Source organism: Mesorhizobium sp. PL10 (genome assembly GCF_053714315.1).
This window is the reverse complement of record NZ_JBSKBR010000010.1, coordinates 248,876-266,384: the sequence shown is the minus strand read 5'-3', so window position 1 is coordinate 266,384 and position 17,509 is coordinate 248,876. Positions and strand designations below refer to the sequence as shown.

At 62.8% G+C, this 17,509-nt stretch carries 18 protein-coding genes and 2 pseudogenes; 11 read left to right on the top strand and 9 right to left on the bottom strand.

What is annotated here, in order from left to right; genetic code table 11:
- Positions 1–245, top strand: a pseudogene (locus tag ACWGTO_RS18665) (IS481 family transposase); the annotation flags it as partial.
- Between the two features lie 110 nt (positions 246–355).
- Positions 356–985: a MarC family protein gene (locus tag ACWGTO_RS18660; protein WP_454576265.1), complete on the top strand. Its 630-nt coding sequence runs from the start codon at positions 356–358 to the stop codon at positions 983–985.
- 17 nt (positions 986–1,002) lie between these two features.
- Here the strand turns inward: ACWGTO_RS18660 and ACWGTO_RS18655 are convergent, their stop codons facing one another.
- Genes ACWGTO_RS18655 through ssb form a run of 3 tightly spaced genes read right to left on the bottom strand, consistent with a single transcriptional unit; the run spans position 1,003 to position 2,415 of the window.
- A complete protein-coding gene (locus ACWGTO_RS18655; protein WP_454576264.1) occupies positions 1,003–1,428 on the bottom strand; it encodes an OsmC family protein in 426 nt (141 codons plus the stop codon).
- A gap of 24 nt (positions 1,429–1,452) precedes the next feature.
- A complete protein-coding gene (locus ACWGTO_RS18650; protein ID WP_454576263.1) occupies positions 1,453–1,851 on the bottom strand; it encodes a DUF2306 domain-containing protein in 399 nt (132 codons plus the stop codon).
- A 33-nt stretch (positions 1,852–1,884) separates the two neighbouring features.
- Entirely contained in the window at positions 1,885–2,415 is a 531-nt protein-coding gene (ssb, locus tag ACWGTO_RS18645) for a single-stranded DNA-binding protein (RefSeq protein WP_454576262.1), read from the bottom strand.
- Positions 2,416–2,579: 164 nt separating this feature from the next.
- On the opposite strand from ssb, the gene ACWGTO_RS18640 reads away from it, so the two are divergent.
- The 9 genes and pseudogenes from ACWGTO_RS18640 (at position 2,580) to ACWGTO_RS18600 (ending at position 11,209) form a co-directional block, all read left to right on the top strand.
- A complete protein-coding gene (locus ACWGTO_RS18640; protein WP_454576261.1) occupies positions 2,580–3,014 on the top strand; it encodes a cupin domain-containing protein in 435 nt (144 codons plus the stop codon).
- A gap of 44 nt (positions 3,015–3,058) precedes the next feature.
- Positions 3,059–3,373 (top strand): ArsR/SmtB family transcription factor, encoded by a 315-nt coding sequence (locus tag ACWGTO_RS18635; RefSeq protein ID WP_454576260.1) that lies wholly within the window; start codon positions 3,059–3,061, stop codon positions 3,371–3,373.
- Positions 3,370–3,843 (top strand): SRPBCC family protein, encoded by a 474-nt coding sequence (locus ACWGTO_RS18630; protein ID WP_454576259.1) that lies wholly within the window; start codon positions 3,370–3,372, stop codon positions 3,841–3,843. The genes ACWGTO_RS18635 and ACWGTO_RS18630 overlap by 4 nt, the downstream gene beginning before the upstream one ends.
- A gap of 29 nt (positions 3,844–3,872) precedes the next feature.
- Positions 3,873–4,481: an ATP-dependent Clp protease proteolytic subunit gene (locus tag ACWGTO_RS18625; protein WP_454576258.1), complete on the top strand. Its 609-nt coding sequence runs from the start codon at positions 3,873–3,875 to the stop codon at positions 4,479–4,481.
- Positions 4,482–4,591: 110 nt separating this feature from the next.
- A complete protein-coding gene (locus ACWGTO_RS18620; RefSeq protein WP_454576257.1) occupies positions 4,592–4,849 on the top strand; it encodes a hypothetical protein in 258 nt (85 codons plus the stop codon).
- Between the two features lie 733 nt (positions 4,850–5,582).
- Positions 5,583–8,504: an excinuclease ABC subunit UvrA gene (gene uvrA / locus ACWGTO_RS18615; protein WP_454576256.1), complete on the top strand. Its 2,922-nt coding sequence runs from the start codon at positions 5,583–5,585 to the stop codon at positions 8,502–8,504.
- Positions 8,505–8,538: 34 nt separating this feature from the next.
- Positions 8,539–9,008 (top strand): annotated as a pseudogene (locus ACWGTO_RS18610) (GNAT family N-acetyltransferase).
- A gap of 25 nt (positions 9,009–9,033) precedes the next feature.
- On the top strand, positions 9,034–9,837 hold the full coding sequence (locus tag ACWGTO_RS18605; RefSeq protein WP_454576255.1) for a DUF72 domain-containing protein: 804 nt from the start codon (positions 9,034–9,036) through the stop codon (positions 9,835–9,837).
- A 226-nt stretch (positions 9,838–10,063) separates the two neighbouring features.
- Positions 10,064–11,209 (top strand): GGDEF domain-containing protein, encoded by a 1,146-nt coding sequence (locus tag ACWGTO_RS18600; RefSeq protein ID WP_454576254.1) that lies wholly within the window; start codon positions 10,064–10,066, stop codon positions 11,207–11,209.
- Here the strand turns inward: ACWGTO_RS18600 and ACWGTO_RS18595 are convergent.
- The 6 genes from ACWGTO_RS18595 to urtA all read right to left on the bottom strand — a co-directional run bounded on the left by ACWGTO_RS18595 (position 11,206) and on the right by urtA (position 17,501).
- A complete protein-coding gene (locus ACWGTO_RS18595; RefSeq protein WP_112561526.1) occupies positions 11,206–11,382 on the bottom strand; it encodes a hypothetical protein in 177 nt (58 codons plus the stop codon). The two genes, ACWGTO_RS18600 and ACWGTO_RS18595, sit on opposite strands and share 4 nt — an antisense overlap.
- 342 nt (positions 11,383–11,724) lie before the next feature.
- A complete protein-coding gene (gene urtE / locus ACWGTO_RS18590; RefSeq protein WP_454576253.1) occupies positions 11,725–12,420 on the bottom strand; it encodes an urea ABC transporter ATP-binding subunit UrtE in 696 nt (231 codons plus the stop codon).
- Between the two features lie 69 nt (positions 12,421–12,489).
- On the bottom strand, positions 12,490–13,236 hold the full coding sequence (gene urtD, locus ACWGTO_RS18585; protein ID WP_454576252.1) for an urea ABC transporter ATP-binding protein UrtD: 747 nt from the start codon (positions 13,234–13,236) through the stop codon (positions 12,490–12,492).
- Positions 13,237–13,240: 4 nt separating this feature from the next.
- The gene (urtC, locus tag ACWGTO_RS18580) at positions 13,241–14,473 is read right to left on the bottom strand and encodes an urea ABC transporter permease subunit UrtC (protein ID WP_454576251.1); all 1,233 of its coding nucleotides are present in this window, start codon (positions 14,471–14,473) and stop codon (positions 13,241–13,243) included.
- Positions 14,470–16,086: an urea ABC transporter permease subunit UrtB gene (gene urtB, locus ACWGTO_RS18575; RefSeq protein ID WP_454576250.1), complete on the bottom strand. Its 1,617-nt coding sequence runs from the start codon at positions 16,084–16,086 to the stop codon at positions 14,470–14,472. Before urtB ends, urtC begins: the two co-directional genes overlap by 4 nt.
- Before the next feature lie 104 nt (positions 16,087–16,190).
- Positions 16,191–17,501, bottom strand: a complete 1,311-nt coding sequence (gene urtA, locus ACWGTO_RS18570; protein ID WP_454576249.1) for an urea ABC transporter substrate-binding protein — start codon at positions 17,499–17,501, stop codon at positions 16,191–16,193.
- Positions 17,502–17,509 lie beyond the last annotated feature (8 nt).

Here is a 17,509-nt window from a genome sequence, read left to right as displayed (position 1 = left end):
AAGAGAGCCTGAGGCGGCTCGCCAAGCGCTACGGGATCAACCAGAAGACGGTCGCGAAGTGGAAGAGGCGAGCTTCGGTCGCCGATCTGCCGACTGGTCCGAGGGAACCGAGATCGACGGTGCTCTCGATTGAGGAGGAGGCGGTCATTGTCGCTTTCCGTCGCTACACGCTGCTGCCCCTCGACGACTGCCTCTATGCGCTTCAGGCAACCATCCCGCATCTGACGCGGTCTTCATTGCAGCGCTGACGGCTAGCCGACGCACCAGTTTCACCATCCCTGACGGTTCCCACCGACCAGGCTTTGCTCTACCACTATGGTGGCGCAGGGCCCGGCCCCGGCGGGAGGGGTCAGCGATGCCGAGTTTCGACAGCCTGTTCAACGCCTTCGTCACCATTCTGGTGACCATCGACCCGCCTGGTCTCGCTCCGCTCTTCCTTGCGGTGACACGCGGCATGAACCGCGAGGAACGTCAGCAGGTTTCGATTCGCGCTTCGATCATCGGTTTCCTGGTGATGGCGCTGTTTGCCGTCGCGGGCGCCGCGATCCTGTCGGTGTTCGGCATCACTCTGCCGGCCTTCCGCGTCGCAGGCGGCTTTCTTTTGTTCTTCATCGCTTTCGAAATGGTGTTCGAGCGCAGGCAGGACCGCAAGGAAAAGATCGGCGACGTCGCCATCACCAAGGACATGATCCACAACATCGCCGCCTTCCCGCTGGCGATCCCGCTGATCGCCGGTCCCGGCGCGATTTCGGCGACCGTGCTTCTGTCCGGCTCGTTCCAGGGTTTTGCCGCTCAGGCGGCGCTGGTCGGCATCATTTTCGTCTGCCTTGCCATCACCTATCTGGTGTTCGTGCTGTCGGAACGCATCGACCGCATCCTCGGCCAGACAGGCCGCTCGATCCTCACCCGCCTGCTCGGCGTCATCCTGGCGGCGCTCGCGGTGCAATTCGTGGCGGATGGCATCAAGGCGCTGATGGCGGGGTGAACGGCAGGCCCTACTGCCTACTTCACCGCCGTATCGACGACCTCAAAATCGTGGGTGATGACGGCGGTCTTGGCCAGCATGGCGGAGGCCGAGCAGTATTTTTCGATCGACAGGTTGATCGCGCGCTGGACCTTGTCGTGCGCCAGCGCGCGGCCCGTGACAGTGAAATGCATGTGGATGCGGGTGAAGACTTTTGGGTCGCTTTCGGCGCGGTCGGCGTCGAGCTCGACGGTGCAATCCTCGATCGCCTCGCGGCCTTTTTCGAGGATGTGGACGACATCATAGGCCGAGCAGCCGCCAGTGCCGATCAGCACCAGCTCCATCGGGCTTGGGCCTGGCGTCTTGCCCTCGGGACCGGAGGCGGTTCCAAGCACGAGCTTGTGGCCGCTGCCGGACTCGCCGACGAAAGTGCGCTCTTCGACCCACTTGATCCGTGCTTTCACAGCAATCTTCCTTCTAGAAATGCGTCACTGGCCGAACACGACCGCATGCATGATGCGCCCTGGCAGCAGAGTGAACACGCCGGCGCCGATCAACGCGAAAACGTAGAGCGAAATCATGACCCTGCGATGTTTGGCGACGCGATGTATATGCGCGTGCCAGACCGCCAGCGGCACGGTGATCAACACGATGATCGACAAGAGGTGGATCGGGCTGAACGGGCCGATGAGGCGGATCTGCTGGATCCAGAAACTGGAGATGGCGATGACCAGCATCAGCGCCGCCCAGGCATAGCCCATCGCGCGGTGGCGCGTCGTGCCTTTCGGCAGCGCCAATTGGGCGCCGCCGATAACCAACGCGGCAAGGGCCGCGAAAGCGTGCCAGGGAATGGGAGGGGGCGCCGACAGAAGCGGTCCGAGCGACATTGCGCCCTCTCCTCAGATGCTATCGCTCAACGCTCAGAACGGGATTTCGTCGTCCAGTTCGCGCGACGAACCGCCGCCACCGCCGCCGCCTCTGGAACCGCCGCCGCCACCGCCGCGGTTGAAGCTTTCATTGGGGCCCGACTGGCCGAAATCCGAACCACGGCTCGCACTGCTGCCACCGGCATAGTTGCCGACCTGGCCGCTGCCCTCGCCGCGTGAATCGAGCATCTGCAGCTCACCGCGGAATTTCTGCAGCACGACTTCCGTCGTGTATTTGTCGGCGCCGGTCTGGTCCTGCCATTTGCGTGTCTGCAGCTGGCCTTCGACGTAAACCTTCATGCCCTTCTTCAGATATTGCTCGGCGACCTTGGCGATCTGGTCATTGAAAATGACGACGTTGTGCCACTCGGTCTTTTCCTTGCGCTCGCCGGAATTCTTGTCGCGCCAGCTTTCCGACGTGGCGATGCGGATGTTGACGACCGGATCACCGGAATTCAGGCGGCGGATTTCGGGGTCCGCGCCGAGGTTTCCGACCAGAATGACCTTGTTGACGCTACCCGCCATGACACTTCTCCGCGCTCATCCGAAACAAATTTCAAGTCGCTCACCTTACAGCCTGCGAGCCGCCCATGCCCGCAAAGGCTGGCTTTTCCCACAAGGTTTTTGTTCTTTTTTTGTTCTATTCCTGCCGCCCCCTTCTGTCAAGGAACGTCAACAAGAGGTAGGGTATGCGCCTGAAATTGCGACCATGCGGGATCGAAAGGCTGTGGCGAATGAAGGTCATTGCGCATCTGGACCAGCCGCGCGAGCAATGGCGGGCCGGCGTGGAGACCCGCATGCAGGTTTCCGCCAGCAATGGAGCCCGCCAGCTTTGCATGTTCGAACAATGGGTTCAGCCGGGCGTCGGGGCTCCGTCACATCGGCACCCGGTCGAGGAGGTGCTGAGCGTCATCGCCGGAACCGCCGAAATGTGGATCGATGACGACCACGTGACGCTGACTGCCGGACAGTCGCTCCTCATTCCAGCGCAGAGACAACACGGCTTTCGAAATGCCGGCACCGATACGCTTCATATCCATGCCGTGTTGGCGTCGCCAATCTTCGAAGCGACGTTCGAGGGGGCAACCGCGCCGGTGAGGCGCTGGCTTGCAGCGAGCGAATAAAACAGCGCTTGCCAAATCGATAAGTATCGACTTATGCTTTTGCCATGATCGAAGCAGAGATTTTTCGCGCCCTCGCCGACCCGACACGGCGTGCCGTCTTTGAACGGCTTGCCGCCGGCGAGATGAGCGTGTCGGAGTTGCGCAGCGGCATGAGCGTGTCGCAGCCGGCGGTGTCGCAGCACCTGGCGGTGCTGCGCGGCGCCGGCCTGGTCAGCGAAAGGCGGTCGGGCCGCAATGCGTACTACCGCACCGATCCGCAAGGGCTCGAGCCGTTGCTCGGCTGGATCGAACGCTACCGCGCATTCTGGCCGGAGCGCATCGAAAGACTGAAGGCCGTTTTGAAGGACATGGACCAATGACCGATGAAAAGCAGGCGCAGACCGCCAAGGATAGCCTCGCCTTCGAATGCGATCTGCCGGACGCACCGGAAAAGGTGTGGCGGGCGCTGACCGTGCCGGAGCTGTTGGCGGCGTGGATGATGCCAAACGACATCAAGCCGGAAACCGGCACCCGCTTTGCCTTTGCCGGACCGGACGCGCCGATCGAGTGCGAAGTGCTCGATGCCGAGCCGGGGCGGTTGCTGCGCTATTCCTGGCGCGAGCGGTCCGAAACCAGAAATGCCAATGGGCTGGACAGCATCGTCACCTTCACGCTTTCCCGCACCGTTTCCGACGGCACGCATCTGCGCATCGTCCATGACGGCTTCGTCCAGGCGGCAACGCCTGCGGTTGCGATGGCGGGCGGCAGTTGCCGGCTTTCGCTCCGCGCAGACAAGCCCACGCTACCTATCGCCGCGAACGCGCCGCGCCTGTTGCTGCGCGCAGCTTGATCTAGAGAAAAACGAACGGAGACAATGGGATGAGCGGCTTTGCCAATCTGGTGCCGATGGTGATCGAGCAATCGAGCCGCGGCGAACGCGCCTTCGACATTTTCTCGCGGCTGCTGCGCGAGCGCATCATCTTTGTCAACGGCGAGATCAATGACGGCATGTCGGCGCTGGTCTGCGCCCAGCTTCTGTCGCTGGAATCGGACAATCCCGACAAGGAGATCTCGCTCTACATCAACTCGCCGGGCGGCGTGGTGAGCAGCGGCTTCGCCATCTACGACACGATGCAATATGTCAGCTGCCCGGTGTCGACGGTGTGCATGGGCTTTGCCGCCTCGATGGCCTCGTTCCTGCTGATGGCGGGAACGCCGGGACGTCGCATCGCCCTGCCCAATGCCAGCATCGTGCTGCATCAGCCCCTGGGTGGATTCCAGGGCCAGGCCTCCGACATCCAGCGCCATGCCGAAGGCATTTTGCGCACCAAGCGGCACATGACCGAGCTCTACGCGCAGCATTGCGGACGCACCTATGAAGAGGTCGAACGCACGCTCGACCGCGATTTCTTCATGACCGCGCGCGAGGCCAAGGACTGGGGCCTCGTTGACCATGTTTTCGACACCCGCAAGCAGGCGGCGGCCTGATCGCCGGATTGAACGCGAGCCGGCGTCGTGTCAATTTCGACGCCGCCGGTCTGGCCTCGCATTGGGCGCGACACTATAGTCCAGCGATGCGCTACCGCCTGAACAGACTGATGACAGCCATCGTGATCACCGCCGTGACCGCGAGCGCGGCTCTTGCCGGGGACAGCACGTCCAAGTCGTCGAAAGGCGCCCTGCCCGGCGTGACCGGCGACTACCGCATTGCCAAGCCGGCGCCGCAGCCCGAGCCCGACGACGTGCTGCCCTCCGGCGAGAACGGCACATTCAAGATCGGCGACACCGATGTCAGGATTTCCGGCAGCATCACTGTCGATGTCGGGGTGGGTGCGAACAAGCCTTCCAACCGATAGGGTGCCGGCGACAGAGCGACCCTCGTCGGCTGCCTCGGTAAGCCGCACAAACAAACAGCCCCGCCGTCGCTTCCGCAAACGGTCGGGGCTTTTTTTGGATTCCAGATCCAACTTGCCGGTAGTGTTATACCGACTTTTGTCTCGGATGCTTCGCGGCATTCAGCCGACGATCCGACTATCCGTCTCTGATTTTGGTGTGATACGGCAGGTCACGGTTTGTCGGGTGGCGAAAACGCTGAACCCTGGCACTTATGCCCGCCGCGGCTCCAACGAGATGTGGAGCCTCAAAGGACTATCCGGTGGCGTCATGCTCCGCTCCTATGTCCGTTGCGACTGTGTCGTCCGAAGCGCAAATCGCAAAACCTGCGGCGTCTCGCAGGCGCCTGTGGGCGGCGAGGCCATCGAAAGACGGCCGGCTTCGTTGACTTCTGGACACTGCGCCCCTGAGTCGGTGACGTCAACCGTTGAATAGCCGGTTACCGAAAAATGTGATCGCCGGGAGCTTACGTCAGGGTCAGTTTTTGAAACACCCTTGTCAGGTTTCTGCACAGCTTTGTCAGGAGCGTGTTCGGCCTTTGTTCTTTCCGCTTGCCCCTGTGGGAGAAAGACGGTTAAACGACTTTGGTCGAGAAGTGTGACGTCTCTCGACGTGGCGGCAAAAATACCTACATAGGGGGTGGCCGGGATAACCCCGCCGATCCCACTGATACCAGACTTGAGGCGGCGACCGGCGATGGCCGACCATAAATACCTTTCCATTCGCGGTGCACGCGAACACAATCTGAAGAATGTCGATCTCGACCTGCCGCGTGACAGCCTGATCGTCATGACCGGCCTGTCGGGCTCCGGCAAATCGTCGCTCGCCTTCGACACCATCTATGCCGAGGGCCAGCGTCGCTATGTCGAGAGCCTGTCGGCCTATGCGCGCCAGTTCCTCGAAATGATGCAGAAGCCTGATGTCGACCAGATCGACGGCCTGTCGCCTGCCATCTCCATCGAGCAGAAGACCACGTCGAAGAACCCGCGCTCGACGGTTGGCACCGTTACCGAGATCTACGACTATATGCGCTTGCTGTTCGCGCGCGTCGGCATCCCCTATTCGCCGGCCACCGGCCTGCCGATCGAGAGCCAGACGGTCAGCCAGATGGTCGACCGGGTGCTGGCGGTCGAGGAAGGCACGCGGCTGTTCCTGCTGGCGCCGATCGTGCGCGGCCGCAAGGGCGAGTACCGCAAGGAACTGCTGGAGCTGCAGAAAAAGGGCTTTCAGCGCGTCAAGGTCGACGGTGTCTTCTACGAGATTGCCGACGTGCCGGCGCTGGACAAGAAATACAAGCACGACATCGACGTCGTCGTCGACCGCATCGTCGTGCGCGGCGATCTGGCGACGCGGCTGGCCGATTCCATCGAAACCGCACTGAAGCTCGCCGAAGGGCTGGCGGTGGCAGAATTCGCCGACCGCCCACTCGACGCCAGCCAGACCGGCGAGGACTCCGTCAACAAGTCGAAGAACGAGACGCATGAGCGCATCCTGTTCTCCGAAAAATTCGCCTGCCCGGTGTCCGGCTTCACCATTCCGGAGATCGAGCCCAGGCTGTTCTCGTTCAACAACCCATTCGGCGCCTGCCCGACCTGCGACGGTCTCGGCAGCCAGCGCGCCATCGACGCCAGCCTGATCGTGCCCGACGAGAACGTCTCGCTGCGCGATGGCGCCGTCAGCCCGTGGGCGAAGTCGACCTCGCCCTATTATGCGCAGACGCTGGAAGCGCTGGGCAAGGCCTACGGCTTCAAGCTCGGCGACAAGTTCAAGGATCTGACCGAAGAGGCAAAGGAAGCCGTGCTGCGCGGCACCGGCGAGCGCGAGGTCACTTTCCAGTATGATGACGGTCTCCGCTCCTACAAGACGACCAAGACGTTCGAAGGTGTCATCCCCAATCTGGAACGGCGCTGGAAGGAAACCGAATCCGCCTGGATGCGCGAGGAGATCGAGCGCTTCATGTCGGCGACGCCCTGCCCCGCCTGCAAAGGCTACCGGCTGAAGCCGGAAGCGCTAGCGGTCAAGATCGCCGGAAAACATATCGGCGAGGTCACCGAGCAGTCGATCCGCAGCGCCGACAAATGGTTCACCGACCTGCCGGCGCAACTGAACGACAAGCAGAACGAGATTGCTGTCAGGGTGCTCAAGGAAATCCGCGACCGGCTGCGCTTCCTCAACGATGTCGGCTTGGACTATCTGACGCTGTCGCGCAATTCGGGCACGCTGTCGGGCGGCGAGAGCCAGCGCATCCGCCTGGCCTCGCAGATCGGCTCCGGCCTCACCGGCGTCCTCTATGTGCTGGACGAGCCGTCGATCGGCCTGCACCAGCGCGACAATGCGCGCCTGCTCGACACGCTGAAGCACCTGCGCGACATCGGCAACACGGTGATCGTCGTCGAGCATGACGAGGACGCCATCCTGCATGCCGACTATGTCGTCGACATGGGGCCGGCCGCCGGCATTCATGGCGGCGAGATCATCGCCCAGGGCACGCCGCAGCAGGTGATGGCCAACCCCAACTCGATCACCGGCAAGTATCTGTCGGGCGCGCTTGAAGTGGCCACGCCTGGTGTCAGGCGCGAGGCGAAGAAGAATCGCCGGCTGAAGATCGTCGGCGCGCGCGGCAACAATCTGAAGAACGTGACCGCCGAAATTCCGCTCGGCACCTTCACCGCCGTCACCGGCGTGTCGGGCGGCGGCAAGTCGACCTTCCTGATCGAGACGCTGTTCAAGGCGGCGTCGCGGCGCATCATGGGCTCGCGCGAACATCCGGCCGACCACGACCGCATCGAGGGCCTCGAGTTCCTCGACAAGGTCATCGACATCGACCAGTCGCCCATCGGCCGCACACCGCGCTCCAATCCGGCCACCTATACCGGCGCCTTCACCCCGATCCGCGACTGGTTCGCCGGCCTGCCAGAGGCCAAGGCGCGCGGGTATCAGCCGGGCAGGTTCTCGTTCAACGTCAAGGGCGGCCGCTGCGAGGCCTGCCAGGGCGACGGCGTCATCAAGATCGAGATGCACTTTTTGCCCGACGTCTACGTCACCTGCGATGTCTGCCACGGCAAGCGCTACAACCGCGAGACGCTCGACGTCGTGTTCAAGGGCAAGTCGATCGCCGACGTTTTGGACATGACGGTCGAGGAAGGCGTCGACTTCTTCGCCGCCGTGCCCGGCGTGCGCGACAAGCTCGACACGCTGAAGCAGGTTGGCCTTGGCTACATCCATATCGGCCAGCAGGCGACGACGCTGTCCGGCGGCGAGGCGCAGCGCATCAAGCTCGCCAAGGAATTGTCGCGCAAGGCGACCGGCAAGACGCTCTACATCCTGGACGAGCCGACCACCGGCCTGCATTTTCACGATGTCGCTAAGCTTTTGGAAGTGCTGCACGAACTGGTCGACCAGGGCAACACGGTGGTGGTCATCGAGCACAATCTCGAAGTGATCAAGACCGCCGACTGGGTGCTCGATCTCGGCCCCGAAGGCGGCGACGGCGGCGGCGAGCTGGTCGCCCAGGGCATGCCCGAAGCCATCGTGCGCGAAAAGCGCAGCTATACCGGGCAGTTCCTCAAGGAGCTGCTGGAACGGCGCCCCGGGGGCAAGCGCGAAGCCGCGGAATAGTAGACAGACCGGTCGAGCGCCTGGGGAGTTTTGAATGACATTCCGACAGGCGCTTGCCGGTGATCTCGACGCAGTCGTCTCGCTGACGCAGGCCGCCTATGAGCACTACACGCCCCTGCTAGGCGCCCCGCCGATCCCGGTCACCGAAGATTATGCCCCGCGCATCGAACGCGGCGAGGTTTGGCTCTTGGAGCGTGGCTCGGGTCTCGCCGGGCTGATCGTCGTCGAGCGGCATCCCGATCATGCGATGATCTTCAGCGTCGCGGTTTCCCCGCCTTCCAGGGCAGGAAACTCGGCACTGCGCTGCTCGACTTCGCGGAGGAGCAGGCGCGATCGTGGCGCGTGCCGGAGGTGCGGCTCTACACCAATTCGCGCATGGAACGGAACATTGCAATCTATACCGCCTATGGCTTTCGCGAGACCGGCCGCCGGGCCAATCCCCACCGGCCGGGATGGACGGTGGTCGACATGGCCAAGCCGGTCAGCGAGAGCACGGCAGCCTGATTTTTCTGAACTCGGGAGGACGACTATGAGCAAATCCGGGACAATCCGCTCAGGCATGGGCGGCTGGACTTTCGAACCCTGGGATACGTCCTTCTATCCCGACAAACTGTCGAAGGCCAAGCAACTGCACTATGCAAGCCGGCAGGTGCCGAGCATCGAGGTCAACGGCACCTACTATTCCAGCTTCAAGGAACCGACCTTCATCAAATGGGCGAGCGAAGCGCCGGACGGTTTCGTCTATTCGCTGAAGGGCAATCGCTTCGTCACCAACCGGCGCGTGCTCGGCGAAGCCGGCGAATCCATAACGCGCTTCCTAGGCTCCGGCGTCGCGGCACTCGGCGAGAAGCTCGGGCCGATCCTGTGGCAGTTCGCGCCGACGAAGAAATTCGATCCCGACGATTTCGAGGCCTTCCTGAAACTGCTGCCGGAAAAACAGGACGGGGTGGCGCTGCGCCATGCGCTCGAGGTGCGCAACGACAGTTTCATCGTGCCGGAATTTGCCGCACTCGCTCGCAAATACAAGGCGGCGATCGTCTATGCCGACCATGCCAAATACCCTGATATCGCCGACATCACCGGCGACTTCGTCTACGCGCGGCTGCAGTCGGGCTCGGACGACAATCCCGACTGCTATACGCCGAAAGGGCTGGACGAATGGGCGGCGCGGATGAAAACTTGGGCGGAAGGCAAGCAGCCGGCCGATCTGCGGCGGGCCGACCCGGCTTTCGACGCGCCGGTGAAGCCGCGCGACGTGTTCGCCTACTTCATCACCGAGGGCAAGGTGCGCGCGCCGTTCGGCGCCATGGCTCTGATGAAGCGGGTAAGCTGATCGGCTGAACGGTTCGCCCCTCGTGAAAATGGCGAACCGCTCTCCTGCTTTGGGTTAATGCGATTCCGAACGTCCGAACGCGCAACAGCGCTTCAACCCAGAATTGCTCCAAACAACCGAAGCGTGATATCTTCCGCCCCATCGTAACCTTATCGATACCACCTTGCTGCATAAATCCGGTTGGGCCCCGTCGTCGCGACAGGTAGCCGCGAGCAAGGACGAGGGCATGTCGCTCGACTACAATTCGCTTCTGCTGGCTGTCGGTTTTTCCGCCGCTTGCCTCGGCATGACTTTGTTCGGCATCTGGCTGACCGCGCGCTCGGAAAAATTCCTGCTGACATGGGCGGTCAGCGTGCTTCTGATCGTCGCCGACGTCTTGGCCTACCAAGCCTATATCGACACGCCCGGACGCCTGCTCGGCCTCGCCACCTTCACCTTCCTGCTGCTTGGCTTTTCAACCATGCTGGGCGCCGCCCATCAATTCACGACCGGCCGCTCGCCGCTGCCGCGCATTGCCATTGGCGCCGGTGTCTCGCTGGCGATCGCCTTGCCGCCGATGGGGCTCGGCTATGACGGGCTGGGCTTCATGCTGGAAAATGCCTTTGCCGCGCTGCTCCTGTTTGCGACAGCCTATGAATACTGGAAGGGGCGTACCGAATTTCCGGCGCCGATCATCGGCATTGCCGGGCTCTACACAGCCACTGCCATATCCTTCGTGCTGTGCTCCGGGGTGCTCGTCTGGGATGGCAGGCTGGTGCTCGGCCATGCGCCAAGCAACTGGGCCGAGGATCTCAGCCTGATCGTCGTCATCGCCTGCATGACCGGCATCGGCGCGCTGTCGCTGGCGCTCAACCAGGGACGCCTGGCGCAGCATCACCGCCGCGAAGCGCTGACCGATCCGCTGACCGGCCTGCTCAACCGACGCGCTCTGTTCGACCTGCATGGCAAGACGCCGGTGGGCGTCTTTACCGCCGTGATCGTGTTCGATCTCGACGGATTCAAGGCCATCAACGACGAGTTCGGCCACGCCACCGGCGACGAGGTGCTGAAACTGTTTGCCAAGGATTTGACCGCCAATCTCCAGCCGGGCGACATCGCCGCGCGCATGGGCGGAGAGGAATTTGCGCTGGTCCTCGATCGCATCTTGCCTGAGAAGGTGGAATTCATAGCCGAGCGCATCCGGGCCAGTTTTGCCTCGCGACGGATCGACACCGAGACCCGACTGCTGGCCTGCACGGTCAGCGCCGGCTACGCCTTCGGCAGCGAGGGCGGCACCAAATTCGACAAGGTGCTCAGCGCCGCAGACAAGGCGCTCTACGGCGCCAAGCGCGGCGGCCGCAATCGCGTGCTGGCCTTCCGGCGCGCCGGTTAGGCCGCCAGCACGATCTCGTTATAAGTATCGAGATCGACGTAGAAAACCTTGGTGATTTCGCCGATCAGCTCATCCTGCTGGTAGCCTTGCGAGCGCAGAATGTTGATGGCTGTGATGATGTCGACGCGCTCCGTCAGCCGTCGTTTCTGGTGGTCCTCGACGAACCGCTCCATAGCCCTATTCTCCTGGCAAGATTATCTGGACGCATTGACCGACAATCAGAACTGCGAGGGAAAGCTAGGGCGGCTTGCTTGCGTGGAACTTGCAGGCTGAGCCAGCGCATTCCCTCGATCTACAGAACCAGACTGATACGGAAGCGGCCGACTCACCGAGGCCTGACAAAGACTAGCACGCAGTATTGTGGGTGCCAGTGTTGAGTATGGCGCCGCTGACGAAAGTCAGGCGCAACGGTGCGCGCCTATGCGACTTCAGCGCAGCGAAGGCAAAGCGTAGCCAAGACCCAAGAATCCATGCGGTGACTTCAATGCACCACTGACGGTGCAGAACCAGACAGCCTACACCGTCAGAAACTTCCTGACATCCGCGCGGTCGAGATCCTGCGCCGGACCGCTGTGGACGATCTGGCCGCGGTCCATGATGTTGACCTCGTCGGCGAGCTCGCGGCAGAAATCGAGATATTGCTCGACCAGAAGCACGGCGATGCCGGCCTGATCGCGCAAATAGCGGATGGCGCGGCCGATGTCCTTGATGATCGACGGCTGGATGCCTTCTGTCGGTTCATCCAGCACCAGGAGTTTCGGGCGCATCACCAAGGCCCGGCCGATGGCGAGCTGCTGCTGCTGGCCACCGGAGAGATCGCCGCCGCGGCGGCCCAGCATCTGCTTCAGCACCGGGAACAGTTCGAAGACATGCGCAGGCACGTCGCGGTCGGCGCGCTTCAAGGGCGCAAAGCCCGACTCCAGGTTTTCGCGTACCGTCAGCAGGGGAAAGATCTCCCTGCCCTGCGGTACGAATGCGATGCCCGACCGGGCGCGATCATACGCCGCGCTCCGGTCAAGCGCCTTCCCCTCGAAGGCAACGCTTCCGCTCGTCAGCCGGTGGTGGCCGACGATCGATCTCATCAAACTGGTCTTGCCGACGCCGTTGCGGCCGAGCACACAGGTGATCTTGCCGGCTCCCGCCCTCAGCGACACGCCGCGCAGCGCCTGGGCGGCGCCGTAGTGGAGCGTGGCATTGGAAACTTCGAGCATGTCAGCGCCTTCTCCAGAAGCGAAGGAAGGACAGATCGAAGCGATGGAATTGCACCCGCCACACCATGCTCATCTCCCCAGATAGACTTCGACGACGCGCTCGTCGGCCGAAACAAAATCGAGCGAGCCTTCCGACAGCACCGAGCCCTCATGCAGGCAGGTGACCTTGACGCCGAGTTCGCGCACGAAATGCATGTCGTGCTCGACGACGATGACTGAATGGTCGCGCGCAATGTCCTTGAGCAGGCGCGCGGTTTCCACGGTCTCGGCATCGGTCATTCCGGCGACCGGCTCATCGACCAAAAGCAGTTTCGGGTCCTGCGCCAAGAGCATGCCGATCTCCAACCACTGCTTCTGACCATGACTGAGATTGGCCGCCAGATCGTGGCGCTTGTCGCCGAGCCGTATGACGCCGAGGATGTCGTCGATCTGCCGCGCCTCGCCGGCCGAGCGGCGATGGAGCAGCGCCGGGAAGATCGAGCGCGGTCCCTTCAGCGCCAGCATCAGATTGTCTTCGACGCTGTGGCTTTCGAAGACGGTCGGTTTCTGGAATTTGCGGCCTATGCCCATCATGGCGATCTCGGCCTCGTCGTGCCGGGTGAGATCGACCTGGCCGTCGAAGAACACTTCGCCCTCGTCGGGCCGGGTCTTGCCGGTGACGATGTCCATCATCGTCGTCTTGCCGGCGCCGTTGGGGCCGATGATGGCGCGCATCTCACCCTTGTCGAGCACAAGCGAGAGATTGTTGATGGCGCGGAAGCCGTCAAAGGAGACCGAGACGCCATCGAGATAGAGGATGGTGTTGGATTTCGACATCGCTCTACTCCGCCGGCTGCGGTTCGGGGCCGGACGCGGACCAGGCACCAGGCGTTGTCGCCGCGGAGCGAACGATCTTCGGCGGCGGCGGGACATCAGGCTCTATGCCCGCTTCCTCTGCAATCGCTGCAGCCCGCATTGCCCGAGCGTTACCGCGCCAAGAATCCCACATGCCGACGATGCCCTTGGGCAGGAACAGGGTGACGGCGACGAACAGGCCGCCCAGCGCAAACAGCCAGAATTCGGGCAGCACGCCGGTGAACCAGGATTTGCCGGCGTTGACCAGCAGCGCGCCGACGATCGGGCCGACAATAGTGCCGCGCCCACCGACGGCTGCCCAGATCACCACCTCGATCGAGTTGGAGGGCTCGAATTCGCCGGGATTGATGATGCCGACCTGCGGCACGTAAAGCGCGCCGGCAATGCCGGCCATGACGGCCGAGACAGTGAAGGCGAATAGTTTGACGTTCTCCGCCCGCCAGCCAAGGAAGCGCGTGCGGCTTTCGGCATCGCGCACAGCCATCAGCAGCTTGCCGTATTTGGAGCCGACGATTGCCCAGGTGATGAAGACGGCAAGCGCCAGCATCACCGCGCTGGCGGCAAACAGCGCCGAGCGGGTGGCGTCGGCCTGGACGTTGAAGCCCAGAATATCCTTGAAATCGGTCAGGCCGTTGTTGCCGCCGAAACCCATGTCGTTGCGGAAGAAAGCGAGCAGCAGCGCATAGGTCATGGCCTGGGTGATGATGGAGAGATAGACGCCGGTGACGCGGCTGCGGAAGGCGAACCAGCCGAAGACGAAGGCAAGCAGGCCGGGCACCGCCAGCACCATGATGGCGGCGAACCAGAAATGGTCGAAACCGGTCCAGAACCAGGGCAGTTCCTTGTAGTTCAGGAACACCATGAAGTCGGGCAGGATCGGATTGCCGTAGACGCCGCGCGAGCCGATCTGGCGCATCAGGTACATGCCCATCGCATAGCCGCCGAGCGCGAAGAAGGCGCCGTGGCCCAGCGAAAGGATGCCGCAATAGCCCCAGACCAGGTCGAGCGCCAAAGCGAGCAGCGCGTAGCAGAGATATTTGCCGGTGAGCGCGACGATGTAAGGCGGAATATAGAACGCGCCGGTCGGCGACACAGCGAGGTTGAGCAGCGGCACGATGATGGCGGCAGCCAGCAGGATGAAAATGGTGATGGCGATGCGGCGGTCCGCACCCGCGGCGAAGAAGCGTCCGGTGATCATGCTTCCACCGCCCTGCCCTTGAGCGCGAACAGGCCGCGCGGGCGCTTCTGGATGAACAGGATGATCAGCACAAGCACGACGATCTTGCCGAGCACGGCACCGGCATAGGGTTCCAGAACCTTGTTGACGATGCCGAGCGAGAAGGCGCCGACCAGCGTGCCCCAGAGATTGCCGACGCCGCCGAAGACCACGACCATGAAACTGTCGATGATGTAGCCGCGGCCGAGATTGGGCGAGACGTTGTCGATCTGGCTGAGCGCGACACCGGCAATGCCGGCAATCCCCGATCCCAGCGCAAAGGTCAGCGCGTCGACCCAGGGCGTCCGGATGCCCATCGAGGCGGCCATGCGGCGGTTGGCGGTGACGGCGCGCATCTGCAGGCCCCAGGGCGTGCGCTTCATGACATAGAGCAGCACGCCAAAAACGGTGAGCGCGAAGACCAGGATCCAGAGCCGGTTCCAGGTGATGGCCAACTGGCCGACATCGAACGAGCCCGACATCCAGGAAGGATTGCCGACCTCCTGGTTGGTCGGCCCGAAGATCGAGCGCACCGCCTGCTGCAGCACCAGCGAGACGCCCCATGTCGCGAGCAGCGTTTCCAGCGGCCGGCCGTAGAGAAAGCGGATGACGCCGCGCTCGATGATGAGGCCGACAGAAGCGGCAACCAGAAAGGCGAGCGGCAGCGCAATGACCAGCGACCAGTCGAACAGGCCTGGAAATGAGGTGCGGATCACCTGCTGGACGACGAAGGTGGTGTAGGCGCCGAGCATGACCATCTCGCCATGCGCCATGTTGATGACGCCCATGACGCCGAACGTGATGGCAAGGCCGATGGCCGCAAGCAGCAGCACCGAGCCGAGCGATATGCCGTACCAGATGTTCTGGCCGGCATCCCACAGCGCCAGGCTCGAATTGATGCTGGCGATTGCTGCTGTTGACGCATCCTTGACCGCGCCTTGCGCATTGGCTTCCACCGACGTGAGCAGCGACAGCGCATCGCGATCGCCGCGCGCGCCGATGAGCGCGATGGCCGCAAGCTTGTCGGCCTCGGGCTTGTCGGAGACCAGCACCGATGCCGCGCGCGCCTGTTCAAACAGCGCTTTGACCTTGGCGTCGGTCTCGGCGGCGATGGCCGCGTCGAGCGGCTCGATGTTGGCGGCATCGGGCGTCTTGAACATAGTGTCGGCGGCGGCAATGCGCACCGCCGGATCCTTGGCGCGCAGCGTCAGCGTGCCCAGCGCATCGCGGATGACGCGGCGCAGCGTGTTGTTGACTTTGATCTTGGTGAGGTCAGCCTTGGCGGCATCGCCGGTCTTTTCGCCGCTCAGCGGGTCGAGTAGCGCGACGCTGTCGCCGGCCTCATTGCCGACGAAGACGGCTGAATCCGCTTTTCGGATGTAGAGATTGCCTTCGGCAAGTGCGGCAAGCGGCCGTTCAACCAGTGGATCGCCGGTGGCGGCAAGCTCACGCACCACTGCTTCGGTGGCGGAAAAGCCAGTTCCGGTGGCGAATTTGGCGACGATGGCGCGCAGATCGGCTTCGGCTGCGTTCGAGGGCAAAAGACTTGCCATCAGGAACACCAGCATGAGGCCGAAAGCGCGCAACAGGATCATCCGTTCAGATACTTTCCGGGAGGTGGAATTCGGCGTCCGGGCGGGCTGAAGCGCCCGGACGCCTTGCGGTCTCTGGCCTTGGAACCGGCCAGTCCCGGGAGGGATCAGTTGGTGCCCTTGCCGCCGCACCTGCCGGTGGCGACGTTGAAGTTGCCGCAGGACAGGGGCGCGCGCCAATCCGAGATCAGGTCCTTGGAATCAGGCAGATAGTCGGACCATTCGTCGCCCATCACGAGGCCGGGCGTCTGCGACACGGTCTCGAACTGGCCGTCGGCCTGGATCTCGCCGATCAGCACCGGCTTGGTGATGTGGTGGTTCGGCATCATCGTCGAATAGCCGCCGGTGAGGTTCGGCACTGACACGCCGACCATGGCGTCGATGACCTTGTCCGGATCGGTGGTGCCGGCCTTCTCAACCGCCTTCACCCACATGTTGAAGCCGATATAGTGGGCTTCCATCGGGTCGTTGGTGGTGCGCTTGTCGTTCTTGATGAACTTGTGCCAGTCGGCGATGAACTTCTTGTTTTCGGACGTGTCGACGCTCTCAAAGTAGTTCCAGGCGGCGAGATGGCCGACCAGCGGCGCGGTGTCGAGACCGGCCAGTTCTTCCTCGCCGACCGAGAAGGCCATGACCGGGATGTCCTCGGCCTTGATGCCCTGGTTGCCGAGTTCCTTGTAGAAGGGAACGTTGGCGTCGCCATTGACGGTCGAGACGACGGCGGTCTTCTTGCCGGCCGAGCCGAACTTCTTGATCGCCGAGACTTCGGTCTGCCAGTCGGAGAAGCCGAACGGCGTGTAGTTGACCATGATGTCTTCAGCGGCGACGCCCTTGGCCTTCAGATAGGCCTCGAGGATCTTGTTGGTGGTGCGTGGATAGACATAGTCAGTGCCTTCCAGCACCCAGCGCTTCACCGAGCCGCCGTCGTCGCTCATCAGGTAGTCGACAGCGGGGATCGCCTGCTGGTTCGGTGCGGCGCCGGTGTAGAACACGTTGCGCTCGCTTTCCTCGCCCTCATACTGGACGGGATAGAAGAGGATGTTGTCGAGTTCCGAGAACACCGGCAGCACCGATTTGCGCGACACCGAGGTCCAGCAGCCGAACACGGCCGCGACCTTGTCCTTGGAGATCAGCTCGCGCGCCTTTTCGGCGAAGAGCGGCCAGTTGGACGCCGGGTCGACAACGACCGCTTCCAGTTTCTTGCCGAGCAGGCCACCCTTGGCGTTCTGCTCTTCGATGAGCATCAGCATGGCGTCTTTCAGCGTCGTCTCCGAAATCGCCATGGTCCCCGACAGCGAATGCAGAATGCCGACCTTGATCGTGTCTTCGGCAGCCTTTGCCGGAGACGACATCGACAGGCCGGCAGCGACCACGCCGGCCGAAAAGATTTTTGTTATTGTCGCGAAATTGCCCCTCATACCGAAGA

Excerpts from the sequence above, each read along its gene's own strand:
- ACWGTO_RS18660 (WP_454576265.1), top strand. The coding sequence starts at position 356 with ATGCCGAGTTTCGACAGCCTGTTCAACGCCTTCGTCACCATTCTGGTG.
- ACWGTO_RS18650 (WP_454576263.1), bottom strand. The coding sequence starts at position 1,851 with ATGTCGCTCGGACCGCTTCTGTCGGCGCCCCCTCCCATTCCCTGGCAC.
- ssb (WP_454576262.1), bottom strand. The coding sequence starts at position 2,415 with ATGGCGGGTAGCGTCAACAAGGTCATTCTGGTCGGAAACCTCGGCGCG.
- ACWGTO_RS18640 (WP_454576261.1), top strand. The coding sequence starts at position 2,580 with ATGCGCCTGAAATTGCGACCATGCGGGATCGAAAGGCTGTGGCGAATG.
- ACWGTO_RS18635 (WP_454576260.1), top strand. The coding sequence starts at position 3,059 with ATGATCGAAGCAGAGATTTTTCGCGCCCTCGCCGACCCGACACGGCGT.
- ACWGTO_RS18630 (WP_454576259.1), top strand. The coding sequence starts at position 3,370 with ATGACCGATGAAAAGCAGGCGCAGACCGCCAAGGATAGCCTCGCCTTC.
- ACWGTO_RS18625 (WP_454576258.1), top strand. The coding sequence starts at position 3,873 with ATGAGCGGCTTTGCCAATCTGGTGCCGATGGTGATCGAGCAATCGAGC.
- ACWGTO_RS18620 (WP_454576257.1), top strand. The coding sequence starts at position 4,592 with ATGACAGCCATCGTGATCACCGCCGTGACCGCGAGCGCGGCTCTTGCC.
- uvrA (WP_454576256.1), top strand. The coding sequence starts at position 5,583 with ATGGCCGACCATAAATACCTTTCCATTCGCGGTGCACGCGAACACAAT.
- ACWGTO_RS18605 (WP_454576255.1), top strand. The coding sequence starts at position 9,034 with ATGAGCAAATCCGGGACAATCCGCTCAGGCATGGGCGGCTGGACTTTC.
- ACWGTO_RS18600 (WP_454576254.1), top strand. The coding sequence starts at position 10,064 with ATGTCGCTCGACTACAATTCGCTTCTGCTGGCTGTCGGTTTTTCCGCC.
- ACWGTO_RS18595 (WP_112561526.1), bottom strand. The coding sequence starts at position 11,382 with ATGGAGCGGTTCGTCGAGGACCACCAGAAACGACGGCTGACGGAGCGC.
- urtE (WP_454576253.1), bottom strand. The coding sequence starts at position 12,420 with ATGCTCGAAGTTTCCAATGCCACGCTCCACTACGGCGCCGCCCAGGCG.
- urtD (WP_454576252.1), bottom strand. The coding sequence starts at position 13,236 with ATGTCGAAATCCAACACCATCCTCTATCTCGATGGCGTCTCGGTCTCC.
- urtC (WP_454576251.1), bottom strand. The coding sequence starts at position 14,473 with ATGATCACCGGACGCTTCTTCGCCGCGGGTGCGGACCGCCGCATCGCC.
- urtB (WP_454576250.1), bottom strand. The coding sequence starts at position 16,086 with ATGATCCTGTTGCGCGCTTTCGGCCTCATGCTGGTGTTCCTGATGGCA.
- urtA (WP_454576249.1), bottom strand. The coding sequence starts at position 17,501 with ATGAGGGGCAATTTCGCGACAATAACAAAAATCTTTTCGGCCGGCGTG.